A 15,054-nucleotide genomic window follows, 5' to 3' on the forward strand; every position below is an offset into this window, starting at 1 on the left:
ATATCCGATTTCCAGGCCTGTGATTCCTGCCACCCGTTGATGGGCTGCCGCGGGTGACAGGCTGTCGTTATCTTTTGGGGGCGAATTTGGGCACAATCAAAGGCATGACTTCTAGCGCTGTAACCCCCGCCGGTACCGGACTCGACGCAGGCCATCCGCTTCGCGACGGACGTACTGCTGACTCTCCGCTTATTACGGCGTACCGCGGCGGCAAGCCGAGCCGCCGCCCGGTGTGGTTCATGCGCCAGGCGGGGCGTTCCCTGCCGGAGTACCTGAAGGTCCGCGAAGGCGTCGCCATGCTGGACTCCTGCCTCCGCCCCGAACTTGCCTCCGAGATCACCCTGCAGCCGGTGCGCCGGCACGACGTGGACGCGGGCATCTTCTTCTCCGACATTGTCATTCCCCTGAAGCTCGCCGGTGTCGGCGTCGACATCGTGCCCGGTGTGGGCCCGGTCCTGGATAAGCCCGTGCGGACCGCCGCCGACGTCGCCGCCCTGCCGCGTCTCACTGAGGAGTCGCTGGAACCCATCCGGGAAGCCGTTCGGCTGACGGTGGATCAGCTCGGCAAGACCCCGCTCATCGGCTTCGCCGGCGCGCCTTTCACGCTGGCCGCCTACATGGTGGAGGGCCGCCCCTCCCGGGACCACCTTGGCCCGCGCACCATGATGCACGCCGACCCCGAGACGTGGACGGCGCTGGCCAACTGGGCCGCGGACGCCTCCGGGCTGTTCCTGCGAGCCCAGTTGGAGGCGGGCGCCTCCGCGGGCCAGCTGTTTGACTCCTGGGCAGGTTCCCTGGGCCTGGCCGACTACACCCGTTTCGTTGCCGCAGCCTCGTCCCGCGCCCTGGACCACGTCCGTGACCTGGGCGCGCCGCTGATCCACTTCGGCACCGGCACCTCCGAGCTTCTGGTGGCCATGCGCGACGTCGGCGTTGATGTCGTCGGCGTGGACTACCGGCTGCCCCTGGAGGAGGCCAACCGCAGGCTGGGCGGCAGCGTCCCGCTGCAGGGCAACATCGATCCTGCACTGCTGTCCGCCCCGTGGGAGGTCCTTGAGGCGCACGTCCGCGAGGTCATCGCATCGGGCGCGGCGGCCCCCGGCCACGTGCTGAACCTTGGCCACGGCGTCCCGCCGGAAACCGACCCTGACGTGCTGACGCGCGTCGTCGAACTCATCCACTCCGTCTCTCCGGAGTAAAGGGCTGTGGCTGCGGGCAGTCCTCGGGCCGCCGGACGCACTGCACTGGTGGTGGGCGGCGGCATTTCCGGGCTCCTGGCCGCCCGGGAACTGGCCCGGGCCGGCCTCCACACGACTGTGCTGGAAGCTGCGGAAGCCTGGGGAGGCTGCGTCGGCAGGCACGATGTAGCGGGGCTGACCCTGGACAGCGGGGCCGAGTCATTCGCCACCCGTTCCACTGCGGTGGCCGACCTCGCGGCTGAACTCGGGCTGGGCGGACATATCGTTGCCCCGCGGCCCGGCGGCGCATGGGTGCAGCTGCCGGGCGGACCCCGCGAACTTCCCAAGACCGGCGTGCTCGGCATTCCAGCCAATCCGTGGGACCCCGAGGTCCGCCGCTCGCTGGGCCTGGGCGGCTCCCTGCGCGCGTCGCTGGACAAACTGCTGCCCGCCTCCGTGGGGACCACTGCCGAGGTTTCGAGCGTCTCTGCGCTGGTGCGGGCCCGTATGGGACGCCGCGTCCTGGAACGGCTGGTCGAACCCGTGGTGGGCGGCGTGCATTCGGCTGACCCCGGTCTGCTCGACGTCGACATGGTGGCGCCGGGGTTGCGCGCGGGCATCGCCCGGCACGGCTCGCTGGCCGCAGCCGTTGCTGCCCAGCGCAAGGGGTCAGGAACGCAAACCGCGCCAACGCAGGGCGCGCCAACGGAAGCCAAGCCTGCCAAGGCAGGCTCCGCCGTCGCCGGCCTGAAGGGCGGCATGCACACCCTCGTCACGGAGCTCGTGGCGGACCTCCGGGCACGCGGCGTGCAGCTGATGCCGGGGACAGCGGCGACCGACGCTGCACGGACCCCGCAGGGCTGGGAAGTGGCGGCGGGGGAGGGCAGCTACGCGGCTGACGTCCTGATTGTTGCCCTGGACGGACCATCCGCAGTGCGGCTCCTCGGGAAAGCGGTCCCGGCGCTGGCCGGGCACCAGCCCGGGCCCGGGCCTCTGGTCAAGCTTGTGACACTCGTTGTTGACCTCCCTGCGCTGGACCGTCGTCCGCGCGGCACGGGAATCCTCGTTGCGCCGCAAACGGAGGGAATCCGGGCGAAGGCCCTCACCCATGCCACCGGCAAATGGGACTGGGTGGCGGAGGCGGCCGGACGCGGCAGACATGTGCTGCGGCTCTCCTACGGACGCAGCGAGGGTACGTCAGCCGCTGCGGCTGCCGCGGCACCGGGGCCGGAATCGGCATCGGATGAGGCCTTGCTTGACACGTCTTTGCAGGATGCGTCAGCACTGCTGACGGTGCCCGTCACACGGGAGGCGCTGGTGGACTGGGACGTTGTCAGCTGGGCGGGAGCGCTGCCATTTGCCGCTGTGGGGCACCGGCAGCGGGTTGCCGAAGTCCGGCAGATCTGCGCCGGTACGGACGGACTGCTGATGGTCGGCGGCTGGCTGGCCGGCAACGGGCTGGCGGCCGTGGTGGCCGACACGAAAACACAGGTCACGGCCTTCCTGGCATAGGACGGCCCCGCCCGCCCTATCTTGCGCGGAGGCAGCTTACCCGACGCCCGCGATACCTTCCGGGAGGACCTTCCGCAAGTTTTCCCCGGCGCGAAATTGTGTCTAGGGTCGATGACCATGGTCATTCAGAAGTCCGATGGTTTTCGTTCGCTGACTGGTTTCCATGGGGGACTTCGGCGCGGCACAGCAGCGGCAGCGTTCGGAGCGGTACTGGTCTTGTCCGCAGGGGTTCCTGCATCCAACGCTGCTGCATCCGACCTGCCGGAAGACGCGGACGGCGGCACCACCGCCGCCGCGGGGCTCGGCGCCACTGTCGACGCCGCGGGCCTCGAGGCCTGGGCGGCGGCCGCCCTGTCCAATGAGCGAAGCCTGTCCCATGATCGCCGGGATGGTGACCACAGGTCGGGCGATCCGCGGCCCTCGGACCAGCCCGCACCGTCCGTGCCACCGTCGCTGGCGCCCGTGGTTCCGGCTCCGACGCCGGATCCTTCCGTGACCATCTCCGCCCGCCCGGCGCCCGCCGTTCCCGTGCCGTCGCCTTCCGTCACGGTTCCGTCCGTTCCGGTTCCGACGTCGCCGGTTCCGTCCGTTCCGGTCCCCAGCACTCCGGCGCCGTCATCTCCCGCCCCGTCGCCAAGCTCGTCAGGAAGTTCGGCGCCTGCCCCGACCCGGTCAGCGAATCCGGCCCCGCCGTCCTCGCCGGCAGCCCCGTCGTCCCCGGGAACGGCGTCGCCGTCTGGAACGGCAGCAGGAACCGGAGGCTGGTCGGGACCCTCAAGCGGCACCGGCGGCACGTCTGCCGGCCAGGCTCCTGGCTCGGCGACCGGAACCGCAGGATCCCCGCCGCCAACCGCCGGCAGTTCCCAAACCGCAGCCACCACCGAAACCCCGTCCGCGGACGCCAGCCCGTTCGAGGAGATCACGGGCCTGTCAGGCGGCGCCGGCCTGCGGGGACGTTCGGCCGCGGGCGTCGCCGGCGGAGTCTGGGGCTCGGCGCAGCTCGCGGGCCCCAACAACATGGCCACGATCAGCTCACCCTACACGCGCGGGCCGGCAGAGAGTGCCGTCATGGGCCTGTCACGGAACGGAACCATTGAGCCGCAGGTGTGGTGGGGTGCTGGACTCCTGGCGCTCGCCGGGGCGGCAGGTGTGGCGGCAGTACGGATCCGGCGGGCGCTGTGAAATTAGCCACTTCTACGCAGTGTAGAAGTTGAGTTTTTCGACTTAGGCCGCATGGAAGGGGCAGGATAGTAACCATGAGCCACACTCCTGCCGAATCTGTCACCAAAACCGAAGAATCAGCCGAGCAGTTCTTCACCCTCTGGACCGTTTTCAAGCGTTCCGCCGAGGCCCTCCGCAGCGCCGATGCCGCCGAGGATTTCGACGCCCTGGTGGCGCGCCTGGCTGAGGGCGGGGTGACCCACCGCGGAAGCTACGACGTTTCCGCCATGCGCGCCGACGCCGACGTCATGGTCTGGCTCCACGGCCCCAAGCCTGAGGCGCTGCAGCAGGCCATCCGTGACATCCGCCGCAGCAAGCTGTTCGCGGGAACTGAAATCGTCTGGTCCGCCATGGGCGTGCACCGGGAAGCGGAGTTTGCGAAGAACCACACGCCGGCGTTTTCCCGGGGCGTGGAGCCGGCGGAATGGCTGTGCGTGTACCCGTTCGTCCGCTCATACGAGTGGTACCTGCTGCCGGAGAATGAGCGCGGCACGATGCTGCGCGACCACGGCATGCTGGGCCGCGACTTCCCGCAGGTCATTTCCAACACCGTGTCATCCTTTGCGCTCGGCGACTGGGAATGGATCCTCGGCCTCGAGGCGCCCGAGCTCGTGGACCTCGTTGACCTGATGCGCCACCTGCGTTCCACCGAAGCGCGCAACCACGTGCGCGAGGAGATCCCCTTCTACACCGGGCGGCGGATCACCGCGGGCGAGATCGCCGAGGTCCTCGCATGAGTCCGCTGGACCCGCAGGAAGACGCCGCGAACCCTGTCACCGAGACCGGCCGGCTGGCCCCCAAGGAATACGACGGCGTCCTCCTCGCCTCCTTCGGCGGCCCCGAAGGCCAGGACGACGTCATCCCGTTCCTCCGTAACGTCACCCGCGGCCGGGGTATCCCCGATGAGCGCCTCGAAGAGGTGTCCCACCACTACCGCGCCAACGGCGGCATCAGCCCGATCAACCAGCAGAACCGTGAGCTGAAGGCAGCCCTCGAGGCTGAGCTGGCCGCGCGCGGGATCGACCTGCCCGTGCTGTGGGGCAACCGCAACTGGGACCCCTACATCCCGCAGACTCTCCAGGACGCGTACGACGCCGGCCACCGCCGGCTGCTCATGCTCACCACGAGCGCGTACTCCTGCTACTCCAGCTGCCGCCAGTACCGCGAGGACATCGGCATGGCCCTGACGGAAACCGGGCTCGACGGCAGGCTGGAAGTGGACAAGGTCCGCCAGTACTTCGACCACCCCGGCTTCGTGGAACCCTTCATTGCGGGCACCGCCGAGGGAGTCGCCGAGGTGCGCGCGCAGCTTGCCGCCGGGGGCAAGCCCGACGCCCCCATCCACGTTCTCTTCGCCACCCACTCCATCCCCACCCGGGATGCCGTGGCCGCCGGCCGTTCCGAGGACGAGCCCCGCGAGTTCGCGGAGGATTCCGCCTACGTGGCCCAGCACCTCGCCAACGGCGCGGAGATCATGCGCCGTGTGGAAGCCGATTCCGGCCTGTCCGCCGCCTGGTCCCTCGTCTACCAGTCGCGGTCCGGCGCCCCGCATATCCCGTGGCTCGAGCCGGATATCAACGATGCCATCGAGGACCTGGCCAAGCAGGGCGTCGCGGGCATCGTAATCGTGCCCCTGGGCTTTGTCAGCGACCACATGGAGGTGGTCTGGGACCTCGACACCGAAGCGCTGCAGACCTGCCAGGACCTGGGCCTCGCCGCCACGCGCGTGCCCACTCCGGGAACGCACCGCCGCTTTGTCGAGGGGCTCGTGGAACTCATCTGCGAACGCACGGTGGCCAACAACATCGCGGACCGCCAGGCCGTCACCGGTCTCGGGCCCTGGTACGACGTATGCCGTCCCGGCTGCTGCGAAAACTTCCGCGGCGAAAAGCCCACCATTGCCGGTGCCGACACCACCGTCGGCCAGGGGCACGACCCCTACCCGGCCGCCGGGCAGGACGCGAAGTGACGGTACGGATCGGCACCAGGGCGAGCAAACTCGCCCTGACCCAGACCCAGCAGACGGCCGACCGGCTGGCCGCCGTCGGAGGTTTCGACGTCGAACTCGTCCATGTCCGGACCGACGGCGACGTCCTCACCGGCTCGCTGTCCCAGATGGGCGGCACCGGAGTCTTCGTCGCCGCGCTGCGCGACGCGCTGCTGCGGAACGAGTGCGACGTGGCCGTCCACTCCCTGAAGGACCTGCCCACGGGCTCCGCCCCGGGCCTGACCCTGGCCGCCACCCCGCCCCGCGTGGACGTCCGCGACGTCCTCTGCGGCCGGGACGGGCTCAAGCTGGCCGACCTGCCCAAGGGCGCCCGCGTCGGCACCGGCTCACCCCGCCGGGCAGCGCAGCTCCGCGCAGTGCGCCCCGACCTGGACATCGTGGACATCCGCGGCAACGTGGACACGCGGCTGGGCCGGGTTCCCGGGCTGCCCGGCAACGCCACCGACGCGGTAGTTGCCGGGAAGTCGTGCGACCTCGACGCCGTCGTCCTGGCCGCCGCCGGACTGGAACGGATCGGCCGCCTGGACACCGTCACCGAATACCTGGAGACGGACATCATGCTCCCGGCCGCCGGCCAGGGATCGCTGGCCATCGAATGCCGCACCGCCGAGGCGCCGCGCCGGGCCGGGTCAACGGAAGGATCGCAGGGCGTGCTCGCCCAGGCGCTGGCCGCCCTTGACGACGTCGACACCCGGCTGGCGGTCACGGCCGAGCGTGCACTGCTTGCCCGGCTCGAGGCTGGCTGCGCCGCCCCTGTGGGCGCATACGCGTACCGCAAGGGCAGCATGCTCCACCTGGAAGCTGTGGTCTGTGCCGTGGACGGCACCGCCTCGGTGCGGGACAAGCGTGCAACGGACGGACTCACCGAGGTCGGTGCCACCCTGCTCGGAATCGAACTGGCCGAGGTCCTGCTGGCAGCGGGGGCTGCGGACATCGCGGACCTGACGGCTTCCTGACCGCAGCCGGCCACCGGATGGAAATGATGAGCGGGGAGGACGAGGCGGGCGAACGCCCGCTGGATAAACGTCCGCTGGAAGGGCGCCGCGTCCTGGTGACGCGGAGCCCCGAGCGGTCCGGGCCCCTCACGGAGGCACTGCGGCTGGCCGGCGCCGTTCCCCTCCTGCTGCCGCTCACGGCCGCCGAACGCGCCCCGGACCAGGCGGCGCTTGACGACGCCTTTGAAGCGCTGGGCGCGGGCACGTTTGAGTGGCTCGTGGTCAGCAGTGCCACCACCGTCCTGGCCTTGAAGGAAAAGGCGGCAGAGCGCGCCGTGGAACTGGGCGACTGGCTTCCGGCCGGAACCCGGGTTGCCGCGGTGGGCCCCGCCAGCCGGAAGGCGCTTGAGGCTGCGGGGATTGGCGTGCACTTCGAGCCGGAGCAGGAACATTCAGCCGCCGGGATCGTCAACGGGTGGCCCGGCGGTCCCGCCCACGTGCTGCTGCCGCAGGCCGATATCGCGGCCCCTGCGCTGGCCCAGGGGCTTGCGGCGAAAGGCGCCCGGGTGCGCACCGTGGTGGCTTATTCCACCGTGAACTTCCCAGCCGAGCCGGCGCGGCGCCTCGGCGCAGAGCTGGACGGAACCGGCACCGAAGGCACTGCCCCCGCGCTGCCGTTGCTGACGCCCGCCGAGGCGAAAGCCGAGATCGACGACGGCGCCCTGGCCGCCGTCGTCGCCGCCTCACCCAGCGCGGTGCGGCGCATCGGCACCACCCTGGCGCCGCTCGGCTCCTGCCGCCTCGTGGCCATCGGCCCGGCGACAGGTGCTGAGGCGGAAGCCCTGGGACTCGTCGTGGCTGCCACGGCCCGGGAGGCCACGCCGGAGGGGCTCGTGGCGGCCGTCATCCGGGCCGTTGAAGCCCCCTAAGCATCCATTCATCAACAGCAGGCCCACAGTGAAGGACAGGACATGAGCTTTCCGCACCACCGCCCCCGGCGGCTCCGCACCACCCCCGCCATGCGCAGGCTCACGGCTGAGTACCGGCTTGCCCCGGCAGACCTGATCCTTCCCGCGTTCATCCGCGAGGGGCTCTCGGAGCCCAACCCGATCGCCTCCATGCCGGGCGTCGTGCAGCACACCACCGACACCCTCAAACGCGCGGCAGCCGAGGCCGTGGAGCTGGGCGTCGGCGGCATCATGCTGTTCGGCATTCCCGAGACCCGTGACGCGGAGGGGACTGCGTCCCTGGACCCCGACGGGGTCCTGAACAAGGCCATCCGCGACGTCCGGGCGGAGGTGGGGGACAGCCTCGTGGTGATGAGCGACGTCTGCCTGGACGAATTCACCGACCACGGCCACTGCGGCGTCCTCGACAGCGACGGCTACGTGGACAACGACGCCACGCTGGAGATCTACGCGAAGATGGCGGTGGCCCAGGCCGACGCCGGCGCCCACGTGCTGGGCCCGTCCGGAATGATGGACGGACAGATCGGCGTGATCCGCCAGGCCCTCGAGGGCGCCGGCCACGTGAACACCGCCGTGGTGGCCTACGCCGCGAAGTACGCGTCGGCGTTCTACGGCCCGTTCCGGGAAGCGGTGGACTCGCAGCTGAAGGGCGACCGCAGGACCTACCAGATGGATGCCGCCAACCGCCGCGAGGCCATCCAGGAGGTGGAACTGGATCTTGCCGAGGGTGCGGACATGGTGATGGTCAAGCCGGCCATGAGCTACCTCGACATCCTGGCCGACGTCGCCGGGATGAGCCCCGTGCCGGTCGCGGCCTACCAGATCTCTGGCGAGTACGCCATGATCGAGGCGGCCGCCGCCAACGGCTGGATCGACCGGCGGGCGGCCATCACCGAATCAGTACTCGGCATCCGCCGCGCCGGGGCCAACATGGTCCTCACCTACTGGGCCAGCGAAATCGCCGGCTGGCTCAAGGAATCCTGATGCAGGCGCCGGCCCCGGGCCAGACCACAACACCGGCCGGGGGACCGACCGCTCCGGTGGGTCCCGGGCAGATCCTGCTGGGCCTGAACACGTTCGGCGACGTCGGCGTGGACGGTGCCGGCGAGCCGAAGCCGCACGCCCAGGTGCTGCGGGAACTGCTGGACCAGGCGGTCCTGGCTGACGCCGTCAGACTTCACGCCTTCGGCGTGGGGGAGCACCACCGCCGCGACTTTGCCGTCTCCGCCCCCGAGGTCTTTCTGGCGGCCGCCGCGGCCAGGACCAGCAACATCAGGCTCGGTTCGGCCGTGACCGTCCTGAGTTCGGACGACCCCATCCGGGTGTTCCAACGCTTCTCCACGGTGGACGCCCTCTCCGGCGGCCGCGCCGAGGTGATGCTGGGCCGCGGCTCGTTCATCGAGTCCTTTCCGCTGTTCGGCCTGGACTTGGCGGACTACGAGGTGTTGTTCGAGGAGAAGCTGGAGCTCTTCGACAGGGTACGGGCGCAAAAGCCGGTCCACTGGGAAGGGCGCACCCGGCCTTCCCTTGCCGGGCTGAGCGTGTATCCGCCGCTGGAGCACCACCTGCTGCCGGCCTGGATCGGTGTGGGCGGCACCCCGGAGTCCGTCCTGCGGTGCGCGGAGTACGGCTACCCGATCATCTTTGCCATTATCGGGGGCCAGCCGCGCGCCTTCGCCCCGCTGGTTGACCTGTACCGCGAGGCGATGGCCAAGTACGGCCGGCCCATGCAGCAGATCGCCACCCACTCGCCCGGCCACATCGCGGACACCGACGAGGCGGCCCGCGAGGAGCTGTTTCCGCACTGGCTTGCCCAGCGGAACAGGATCGGCGCCGAGCGGGGCTGGGGCCCCGGAAACCGGCGGGAATTCGACGCCATGTGCGGTCCGGAGGGTGCCCTGTATGTCGGGTCGCCTGAGACGGTGGCGCAGAAGATCGCGCTGCTCAAGCGGAACCTCGGCGTGGACCGCTTCGACCTGAAATACGGCAACGGCACGCTGCCGCACGAATCCATGATGCGCTGCATCGAACTCTTCGGCACCGTGGTGGCACCGCGGGTGGCCGAGCTCCTGTCCGGTGACACTCCCGCAGACTGAAAGAATGGGAACCATGACTTCCAGTACCCCTCGCAACGAGGAACTTTTCGACCGCGCCCGCCAGCTGATGCCCGGCGGCGTGAACTCCCCGGTCCGTGCCTTCGGTTCCGTCGGCGGGACGCCCCGCTTCATGGTGGCGGCCAAGGGCGCCTACCTGACCGACGCCGACGGCAAGGACTACGTGGACCTGGTCTGCTCCTGGGGCCCGGCCCTGCTGGGACACGCCCACCCTGCCGTCCTCGACGCCGTGCACGCCGCCGTGGACCGCGGACTCTCCTTCGGTGCCTCGACCCCCGATGAGGCCAACCTGGCCGCCATCGTCAAGGAACGCGTTTCCGCCGTCGAACGGCTGCGCATGGTCTCCACCGGCACGGAAGCCACCATGACGGCTATCAGGCTCGCCAGGGGCTTCACCGGCCGCAACCTGGTGATCAAGTTTGCCGGCTGCTACCACGGGCACCTCGACGGGCTGCTCGCGTCCGCAGGCTCGGGCGTGGCCACTCTTGCCCTGCCCGGGTCCGCCGGCGTCACGGCCGCCACCGCCGCCGAGACTCTGGTGCTGCCCTACAACGACCTCGGCGCCGTTGAGGCCGCGTTCGCTGAGCACGGGCCCAACATCGCCGCCGTCATCACAGAGGCGGCGCCCGCCAACATGGGCGTGGTCACCCCCGGCGAAGGCTTCAATGCCGGCCTTTCACGGATCACCGCCGCCCACGGCGCGCTGCTGATCGTTGACGAGGTCCTGACCGGCTTCCGCACCGGATATTCGGGCTACTGGGGCCTCACCGGCGGCGCCGCCGACGCCACCGAGAAGTGGACCCCGGACCTTCTCACGTTCGGCAAGGTAATCGGCGGCGGCATGCCGACGGCGGCCCTCGGCGGACGTGCCGACGTCATGGACTACCTCGCGCCACTGGGTCCCGTGTACCAGGCGGGCACGCTGTCCGGCAACCCGGTGGCCATGGCTGCCGGTGTCGCCACCCTGACGCACGCCACCCGGGACGTGTACTCGTTTGTGGACGCCCGGTCGCTGGAGCTGTCCGCCGCCCTGTCCGCCGCCCTGGCTGCGGCCGGCGTGGACCACTCCATCCAGCGCGCCGGCAACCTGTTCTCGGTGGCGTTCGGCACGTCCGAGCAGGGGGTCCACAACTACAGCGACGCGCTGAAGCAGGAGTCGTTCCGCTACGCGCCCTTCTTCCACTCCATGCTGGAATCGGGCGTCTACCTGCCGCCCTCCGTCTTCGAGGCCTGGTTCCTGTCCGCGGCGCACGACGACGCCGCCATGAACCGGATCTTCGAGGCATTGCCCGCCGCCGCGGAGGCGGCCGCCGCAGCGAAGGCCTAGATCGCCGTCGGACTTTCTCTCGATTAAAAAACTCTGGCACCCGCCGCGGCGGGTGCCAGAGTTTTTTGGTTCTCGGTGTCCTGCTGGCCTAGAAGGCTACAGTCACGTCACCGTTGGGCCATTCCTTCTGGATGAATGCCTTGACCTCGGCGGAGTGCAGGAGTTCGTCCAGTTTCTTGATGCGCGGGTCGTCCTTGGACTCCGAGCGCCAGGCCAGGAAGTTGGCGTAGGGGTTGTTCTCGGTGGATTCCACGGCCAGGGCGTCGGTGGTGCTGAGCCCGGCCTTGAGGATGAAGTTGCCGTTGATCAGGGCCAGATCCACGGAGGGATCCTTCAGGTCGTTGATCAGCAGTTCAGGCTGGTTCTCGGAGAACTTCAGCTTCTTCGGGTTCTGGGCATCAGTCAGGCCGATGACGGAGGTGTCATCCTTGATGTCCTTGACCAGGCCGGCCTTTTCCAGCACCCGGAGCGCCCGCACCTGGTTGGAGGGGTCGTTGGTGATGGCGATCTTGGCGCCGTCCTTGATCTGGCTGATGTTCTTGACCTTCTCGGAGAAGGCAGCGTACGGCTCGATGTGGACGCCCGAGCCGTGGCCAAAGTCGTAGCCCTTGGTCTTGACCTGGTCCTCGAACCACGGCAGGTGCTGGTAGTAGTTGGCGTCCAGTGAGCCGTCACTCAGCGCGGTGTTGGGCGTCTGGTAGTCCTCGATCTCCTTGATGTCCAGCTTGAGGCCGGCCTTCGGGGCGAGGTCCTGGTTAAGGAATTCAAGGATCTTGGCCTGCGGAACGGGGCTGGCGCCGACGGTAAGGGTGACGGGCTTGGCCGGGTCAAGGGCCTGGCTGGACTCGGCGCTGGGAGCGGAGGAACCGCCGCACCCGGTCAGTGCCAGGGCCGCGGCGATGCCAGTGGCGAGGAGGGTGAGTGATTTACGCATGGGATGCGTTCCTTTCGAAATAACCTGGATCCCGACGGCGGCGCCGGGAGATCCTATTCAGGTGCAGTGAGCGGCTACTCCCTGCGGTGAAGACTTTTAGCGGTGGTCCAGGCTGCGGGAGATCCATTCACCCGTGAGCTGGATGAGCTGGACGAGGACAATGATCAGCACGATGGTGACGATCATGACCGTGACGTCGAAGCGCTGGAAGCCGTAGTTGTAGGCGAGTTTGCCCAATCCGCCGCCGCCGACGAGACCGGCCATGGCGCTGTAGCCCACCAGGGTCACAACAGTGGTGGTCGCGGCTGCAACGAGCGCGGGCAGGGATTCGGGCAGCATCACCTTGCTGATGACCTGCATCCGGGTGGAGCCCATCACCTGGGCAGCGTCGATCTTGCCGTGGTGGACGTCGCGGAGACAGGCCTCTACCAGGCGGGCGAAGAACGGGATGGTTCCGATGGAGAGCGAAACGGAGGCAGCGACCGGTCCGAGGCTGGTCCCCACGAGGAGCCGGGCGAGCGGGATCAGGGCCACCATCAGGATCGCAAAGGGGATGGATCGGGTGATGTTCACGACGATGTCGCTGACGATCCGGTTGACCACCGGCATGGGCCGCAGCCCGCCGGGGACGGTGACGTGCAGGAAGACGCCGAGCGGCAGTCCGACCAGCACGGTGAAGAAGGCAGAGATACCCACCATCTGGAGGGTTTCGACAATGGCCTCCGGCAGTGCCTTGGCCAGGACAGGGTTGCTGAAGATCTCGTTCACTTGGAGTCTCCCGTCTCGGCGGCGAAGTCAGTGTCCGCCGGGGCGAATTCAGACAGTTCCGCCTCGTCGGCGGTGGAACCGGCCAGCTTGGCGCTGATGCCGCGGTTGCGGAGGTAGCCCAGGACGGCGTCGCGGTCGGCGTCGTCGCCCAGCTGGACCCGCAGGTGGCCGAACTGCTGGCCGCCCAGAGTTTCGACGCTGCCGGCAAGAACGTTCAGGTCAATGTCGAAATGCCGTGCCACTCCCGTGAGCACGGGCTCCTTGGCGCCCTCGCCGGAGAAGAGAATTTCCAGTACCGGCCCGGCCTGGAGCGCACCCTTGATGGGTTCCGACACCGGCAGGGGCAGAAGTGCCCGCGCCAACTTGCTGTCCAGGTCCGAGGCGACCTCGGCGAGCGGGCCGGACTCGATGACCTGCCCCTTGGACAGCAGGGACACGGAACCGCAGACGCGCTTCACCACGTGCATCTCATGGGTGATGATGAGCACCGTGAGCTGCAGGCGGCGGGTCAGGTCCTGGATCAGGTCGAGGATTTCATCGGTGGTGGCGGGATCCAGCGCGGACGTGGGCTCGTCGCACAGCAGGACATCCGGGTCGGATGCCAGGGCGCGGGCGATGCCAACGCGCTGGCGCTGCCCGCCGGAAAGCTGGGAGGGGTATGCATTCTCGAAGCCTTCGAGGCCCACAAGTTTCAGCAGCTCGGCCACCTTGGCCCGGATCTTGTCCTTCGGCGCCTTGACCAGTTCCATGGGATGGGCCACGTTTCCGGCGGCCGTGCGCGAATCCATGAGGTTCGCGTGCTGGAAGACCATACCGATGCGGCGGCGGGCGGCGCGGATTTCCGAGTCCCTGACAGAGCTCAGTTCGGTACCGTCAATGCTGACCGACCCCGACGTCGGGCGGTCCAGCAGTGTCAGGCAGCGCACCAGGGTGGACTTGCCCGCTCCGGAGTGGCCAATGATGCCGTGGATGGAGCCTTTGGGGACAGAAAGCGAAACCCCGTCAAGGGCCACCACTTCCTTTTTCCCCTGACGGTAGACCTTGCGCAGGTCGGTGACTGTGATCATTTATCCTCAGGAGGTAGGACTTGGGCAGGGCATAGCACAAGCACGGTTCTGAACTAAATTATGTCAGCGCAAGGATATGCCAGCCACTTCCGAACAATGTTCGGCCAACGGCGCGTCAGCCGCGCCATTGACTGCTGTTGCGCTCATGAGACCGCGTGATTGGCGGCTCCCAAGAGACTTCCTGAATCAGGATGGCGGCGGGATTCCTCCCCGGGCTTTAGGCGGGACCTGTGATCTTCGTCCCAGCGGGTTCGGATCTGTTCCTGCAATGCCTCTCTGGCTTATTTCCGCTTGGATCTAGAAGCCGCCCCGGCTGGCATCCTCAGGAGGCAGCACCGGCCAGTCGCCCTCGATGACGGCGGCGGGTTTGGTCTTGCGGAGGTACTGCTGGAAGTCGGCGGCCTGGCTTGCAGCCCAGTCCACCTGAAGCTGGTGCAGTTGACTGGCCGGTATGTTGAGCTTGGGGAACTTGCCGGCCATGGCATCGAGCATGCGCAGCGTTGCCAAGGCGTCCGCGGCCGATGTGTGGGCGTTTTCCAGGTCCACGCCGTACTCCTCGCACAGGGCGGTCAGCGTCCGCTTGCCCTTCCGGTACCGGTCCACCTGCTTGTTCATGATGTAGGGGTCCAGGACGGGGAACCGGCTCAGCTGCGGCACGCCGTAGCGGGCCGACTCGGCGGCCAGGACGGTGAAGTCGTAGCTGGCGTTGAACGCGATCACCGGGACGCCGTCGTCGAAAAGCCCCTGCAGCACGGCAGCGACTTCCTTGGTGACCTCGGCCGCAGGCCGGCCATGGCTGCGCGCGTGTTCGGTGGTGATCCCGTGGACCTCGCTGGCCTCCGCCGGAATCTCAACGCCCGGATCAGCCAGCCATTCATGCTCCCGAATCACGTTCCCGGAACTGTCCACCACGGTGACAGAAGCCGTCACGATCCGGGCGGCACGGGAGTTGCGGCCCGTGGTTTCGAGGTCGAACGCGGCCCGGGGGAGAGTGTTCCAAGTGCTCATGGCTCCAAATTACC

Annotated in this window: 14 protein-coding genes; 10 read left to right on the top strand and 4 right to left on the bottom strand. The window is 68.7% G+C overall.

The annotated features are described in order from the left end of the window. Positions 1 to 104: 104 nt before the first annotated feature. The 10 genes from hemE (at position 105) to hemL (ending at position 11,263) form a co-directional block, all read left to right on the top strand. On the top strand, positions 105 to 1,199 hold the full coding sequence (gene hemE / locus CXZ05_RS07140) for a uroporphyrinogen decarboxylase (RefSeq protein WP_102971934.1): 1,095 nt from the start codon (positions 105 to 107) through the stop codon (positions 1,197 to 1,199). A 6-nt stretch (positions 1,200 to 1,205) separates the two neighbouring features. Then, complete coding sequence (gene hemG, locus CXZ05_RS07145) at positions 1,206 to 2,690, top strand: protoporphyrinogen oxidase (protein ID WP_102971935.1); 1,485 nt, start codon at positions 1,206 to 1,208, stop codon at positions 2,688 to 2,690. A gap of 117 nt (positions 2,691 to 2,807) precedes the next feature. Next, entirely contained in the window at positions 2,808 to 3,872 is a 1,065-nt protein-coding gene (locus tag CXZ05_RS07150; RefSeq protein ID WP_146033073.1) for a hypothetical protein, read from the top strand. A 74-nt stretch (positions 3,873 to 3,946) separates the two neighbouring features. Beyond that, complete coding sequence (hemQ, locus tag CXZ05_RS07155; RefSeq protein ID WP_102971937.1) at positions 3,947 to 4,648, top strand: hydrogen peroxide-dependent heme synthase; 702 nt, start codon at positions 3,947 to 3,949, stop codon at positions 4,646 to 4,648. Further along, positions 4,645 to 5,880, top strand: coding sequence for a ferrochelatase (locus CXZ05_RS07160; RefSeq protein ID WP_102971938.1), 1,236 nt, complete (start codon positions 4,645 to 4,647; stop codon positions 5,878 to 5,880). Before hemQ ends, CXZ05_RS07160 begins: the two co-directional genes overlap by 4 nt. Continuing rightward, positions 5,877 to 6,875, top strand: a complete 999-nt coding sequence (hemC, locus tag CXZ05_RS07165) for a hydroxymethylbilane synthase (RefSeq protein WP_102971939.1) — start codon at positions 5,877 to 5,879, stop codon at positions 6,873 to 6,875. Before CXZ05_RS07160 ends, hemC begins: the two co-directional genes overlap by 4 nt. Positions 6,876 to 6,901: 26 nt before the next feature. Next, positions 6,902 to 7,783, top strand: coding sequence for a uroporphyrinogen-III synthase (locus CXZ05_RS07170; protein ID WP_308410996.1), 882 nt, complete (start codon positions 6,902 to 6,904; stop codon positions 7,781 to 7,783). A 42-nt stretch (positions 7,784 to 7,825) separates the two neighbouring features. After that, the gene (gene hemB, locus CXZ05_RS07175; RefSeq protein WP_102971941.1) at positions 7,826 to 8,806 is read left to right on the top strand and encodes a porphobilinogen synthase; all 981 of its coding nucleotides are present in this window, start codon (positions 7,826 to 7,828) and stop codon (positions 8,804 to 8,806) included. Continuing rightward, complete coding sequence (locus CXZ05_RS07180) at positions 8,806 to 9,918, top strand: LLM class flavin-dependent oxidoreductase (protein WP_102971942.1); 1,113 nt, start codon at positions 8,806 to 8,808, stop codon at positions 9,916 to 9,918. The genes hemB and CXZ05_RS07180 overlap by 1 nt, the downstream gene beginning before the upstream one ends. Before the next feature lie 13 nt (positions 9,919 to 9,931). Continuing rightward, positions 9,932 to 11,263: a glutamate-1-semialdehyde 2,1-aminomutase gene (hemL, locus tag CXZ05_RS07185; protein WP_102972184.1), complete on the top strand. Its 1,332-nt coding sequence runs from the start codon at positions 9,932 to 9,934 to the stop codon at positions 11,261 to 11,263. A gap of 88 nt (positions 11,264 to 11,351) precedes the next feature. Here hemL and CXZ05_RS07190 read toward each other — a convergent pair whose 3' ends face one another. The 4 genes from CXZ05_RS07190 to CXZ05_RS07205 all read right to left on the bottom strand — a co-directional run bounded on the left by CXZ05_RS07190 (position 11,352) and on the right by CXZ05_RS07205 (position 15,040). Then, positions 11,352 to 12,197: a MetQ/NlpA family ABC transporter substrate-binding protein gene (locus tag CXZ05_RS07190; protein WP_102971943.1), complete on the bottom strand. Its 846-nt coding sequence runs from the start codon at positions 12,195 to 12,197 to the stop codon at positions 11,352 to 11,354. A 96-nt stretch (positions 12,198 to 12,293) separates the two neighbouring features. Beyond that, positions 12,294 to 12,965 (bottom strand): methionine ABC transporter permease, encoded by a 672-nt coding sequence (locus tag CXZ05_RS07195; protein ID WP_102971944.1) that lies wholly within the window; start codon positions 12,963 to 12,965, stop codon positions 12,294 to 12,296. Continuing rightward, the gene (locus CXZ05_RS07200; protein WP_102971945.1) at positions 12,962 to 14,032 is read right to left on the bottom strand and encodes a methionine ABC transporter ATP-binding protein; all 1,071 of its coding nucleotides are present in this window, start codon (positions 14,030 to 14,032) and stop codon (positions 12,962 to 12,964) included. The genes CXZ05_RS07195 and CXZ05_RS07200 overlap by 4 nt, the downstream gene beginning before the upstream one ends. 297 nt (positions 14,033 to 14,329) lie before the next feature. Then, complete coding sequence (locus CXZ05_RS07205) at positions 14,330 to 15,040, bottom strand: 3'-5' exonuclease (protein ID WP_102971946.1); 711 nt, start codon at positions 15,038 to 15,040, stop codon at positions 14,330 to 14,332. Between the last annotated feature and the right edge of the window lie 14 nt (positions 15,041 to 15,054).

It is taken from the genome of Arthrobacter sp. AFG20, from assembly GCF_002892795.1.
In the GTDB taxonomy this organism is placed as follows: Bacteria; Actinomycetota; Actinomycetes; order Actinomycetales; family Micrococcaceae; genus Arthrobacter.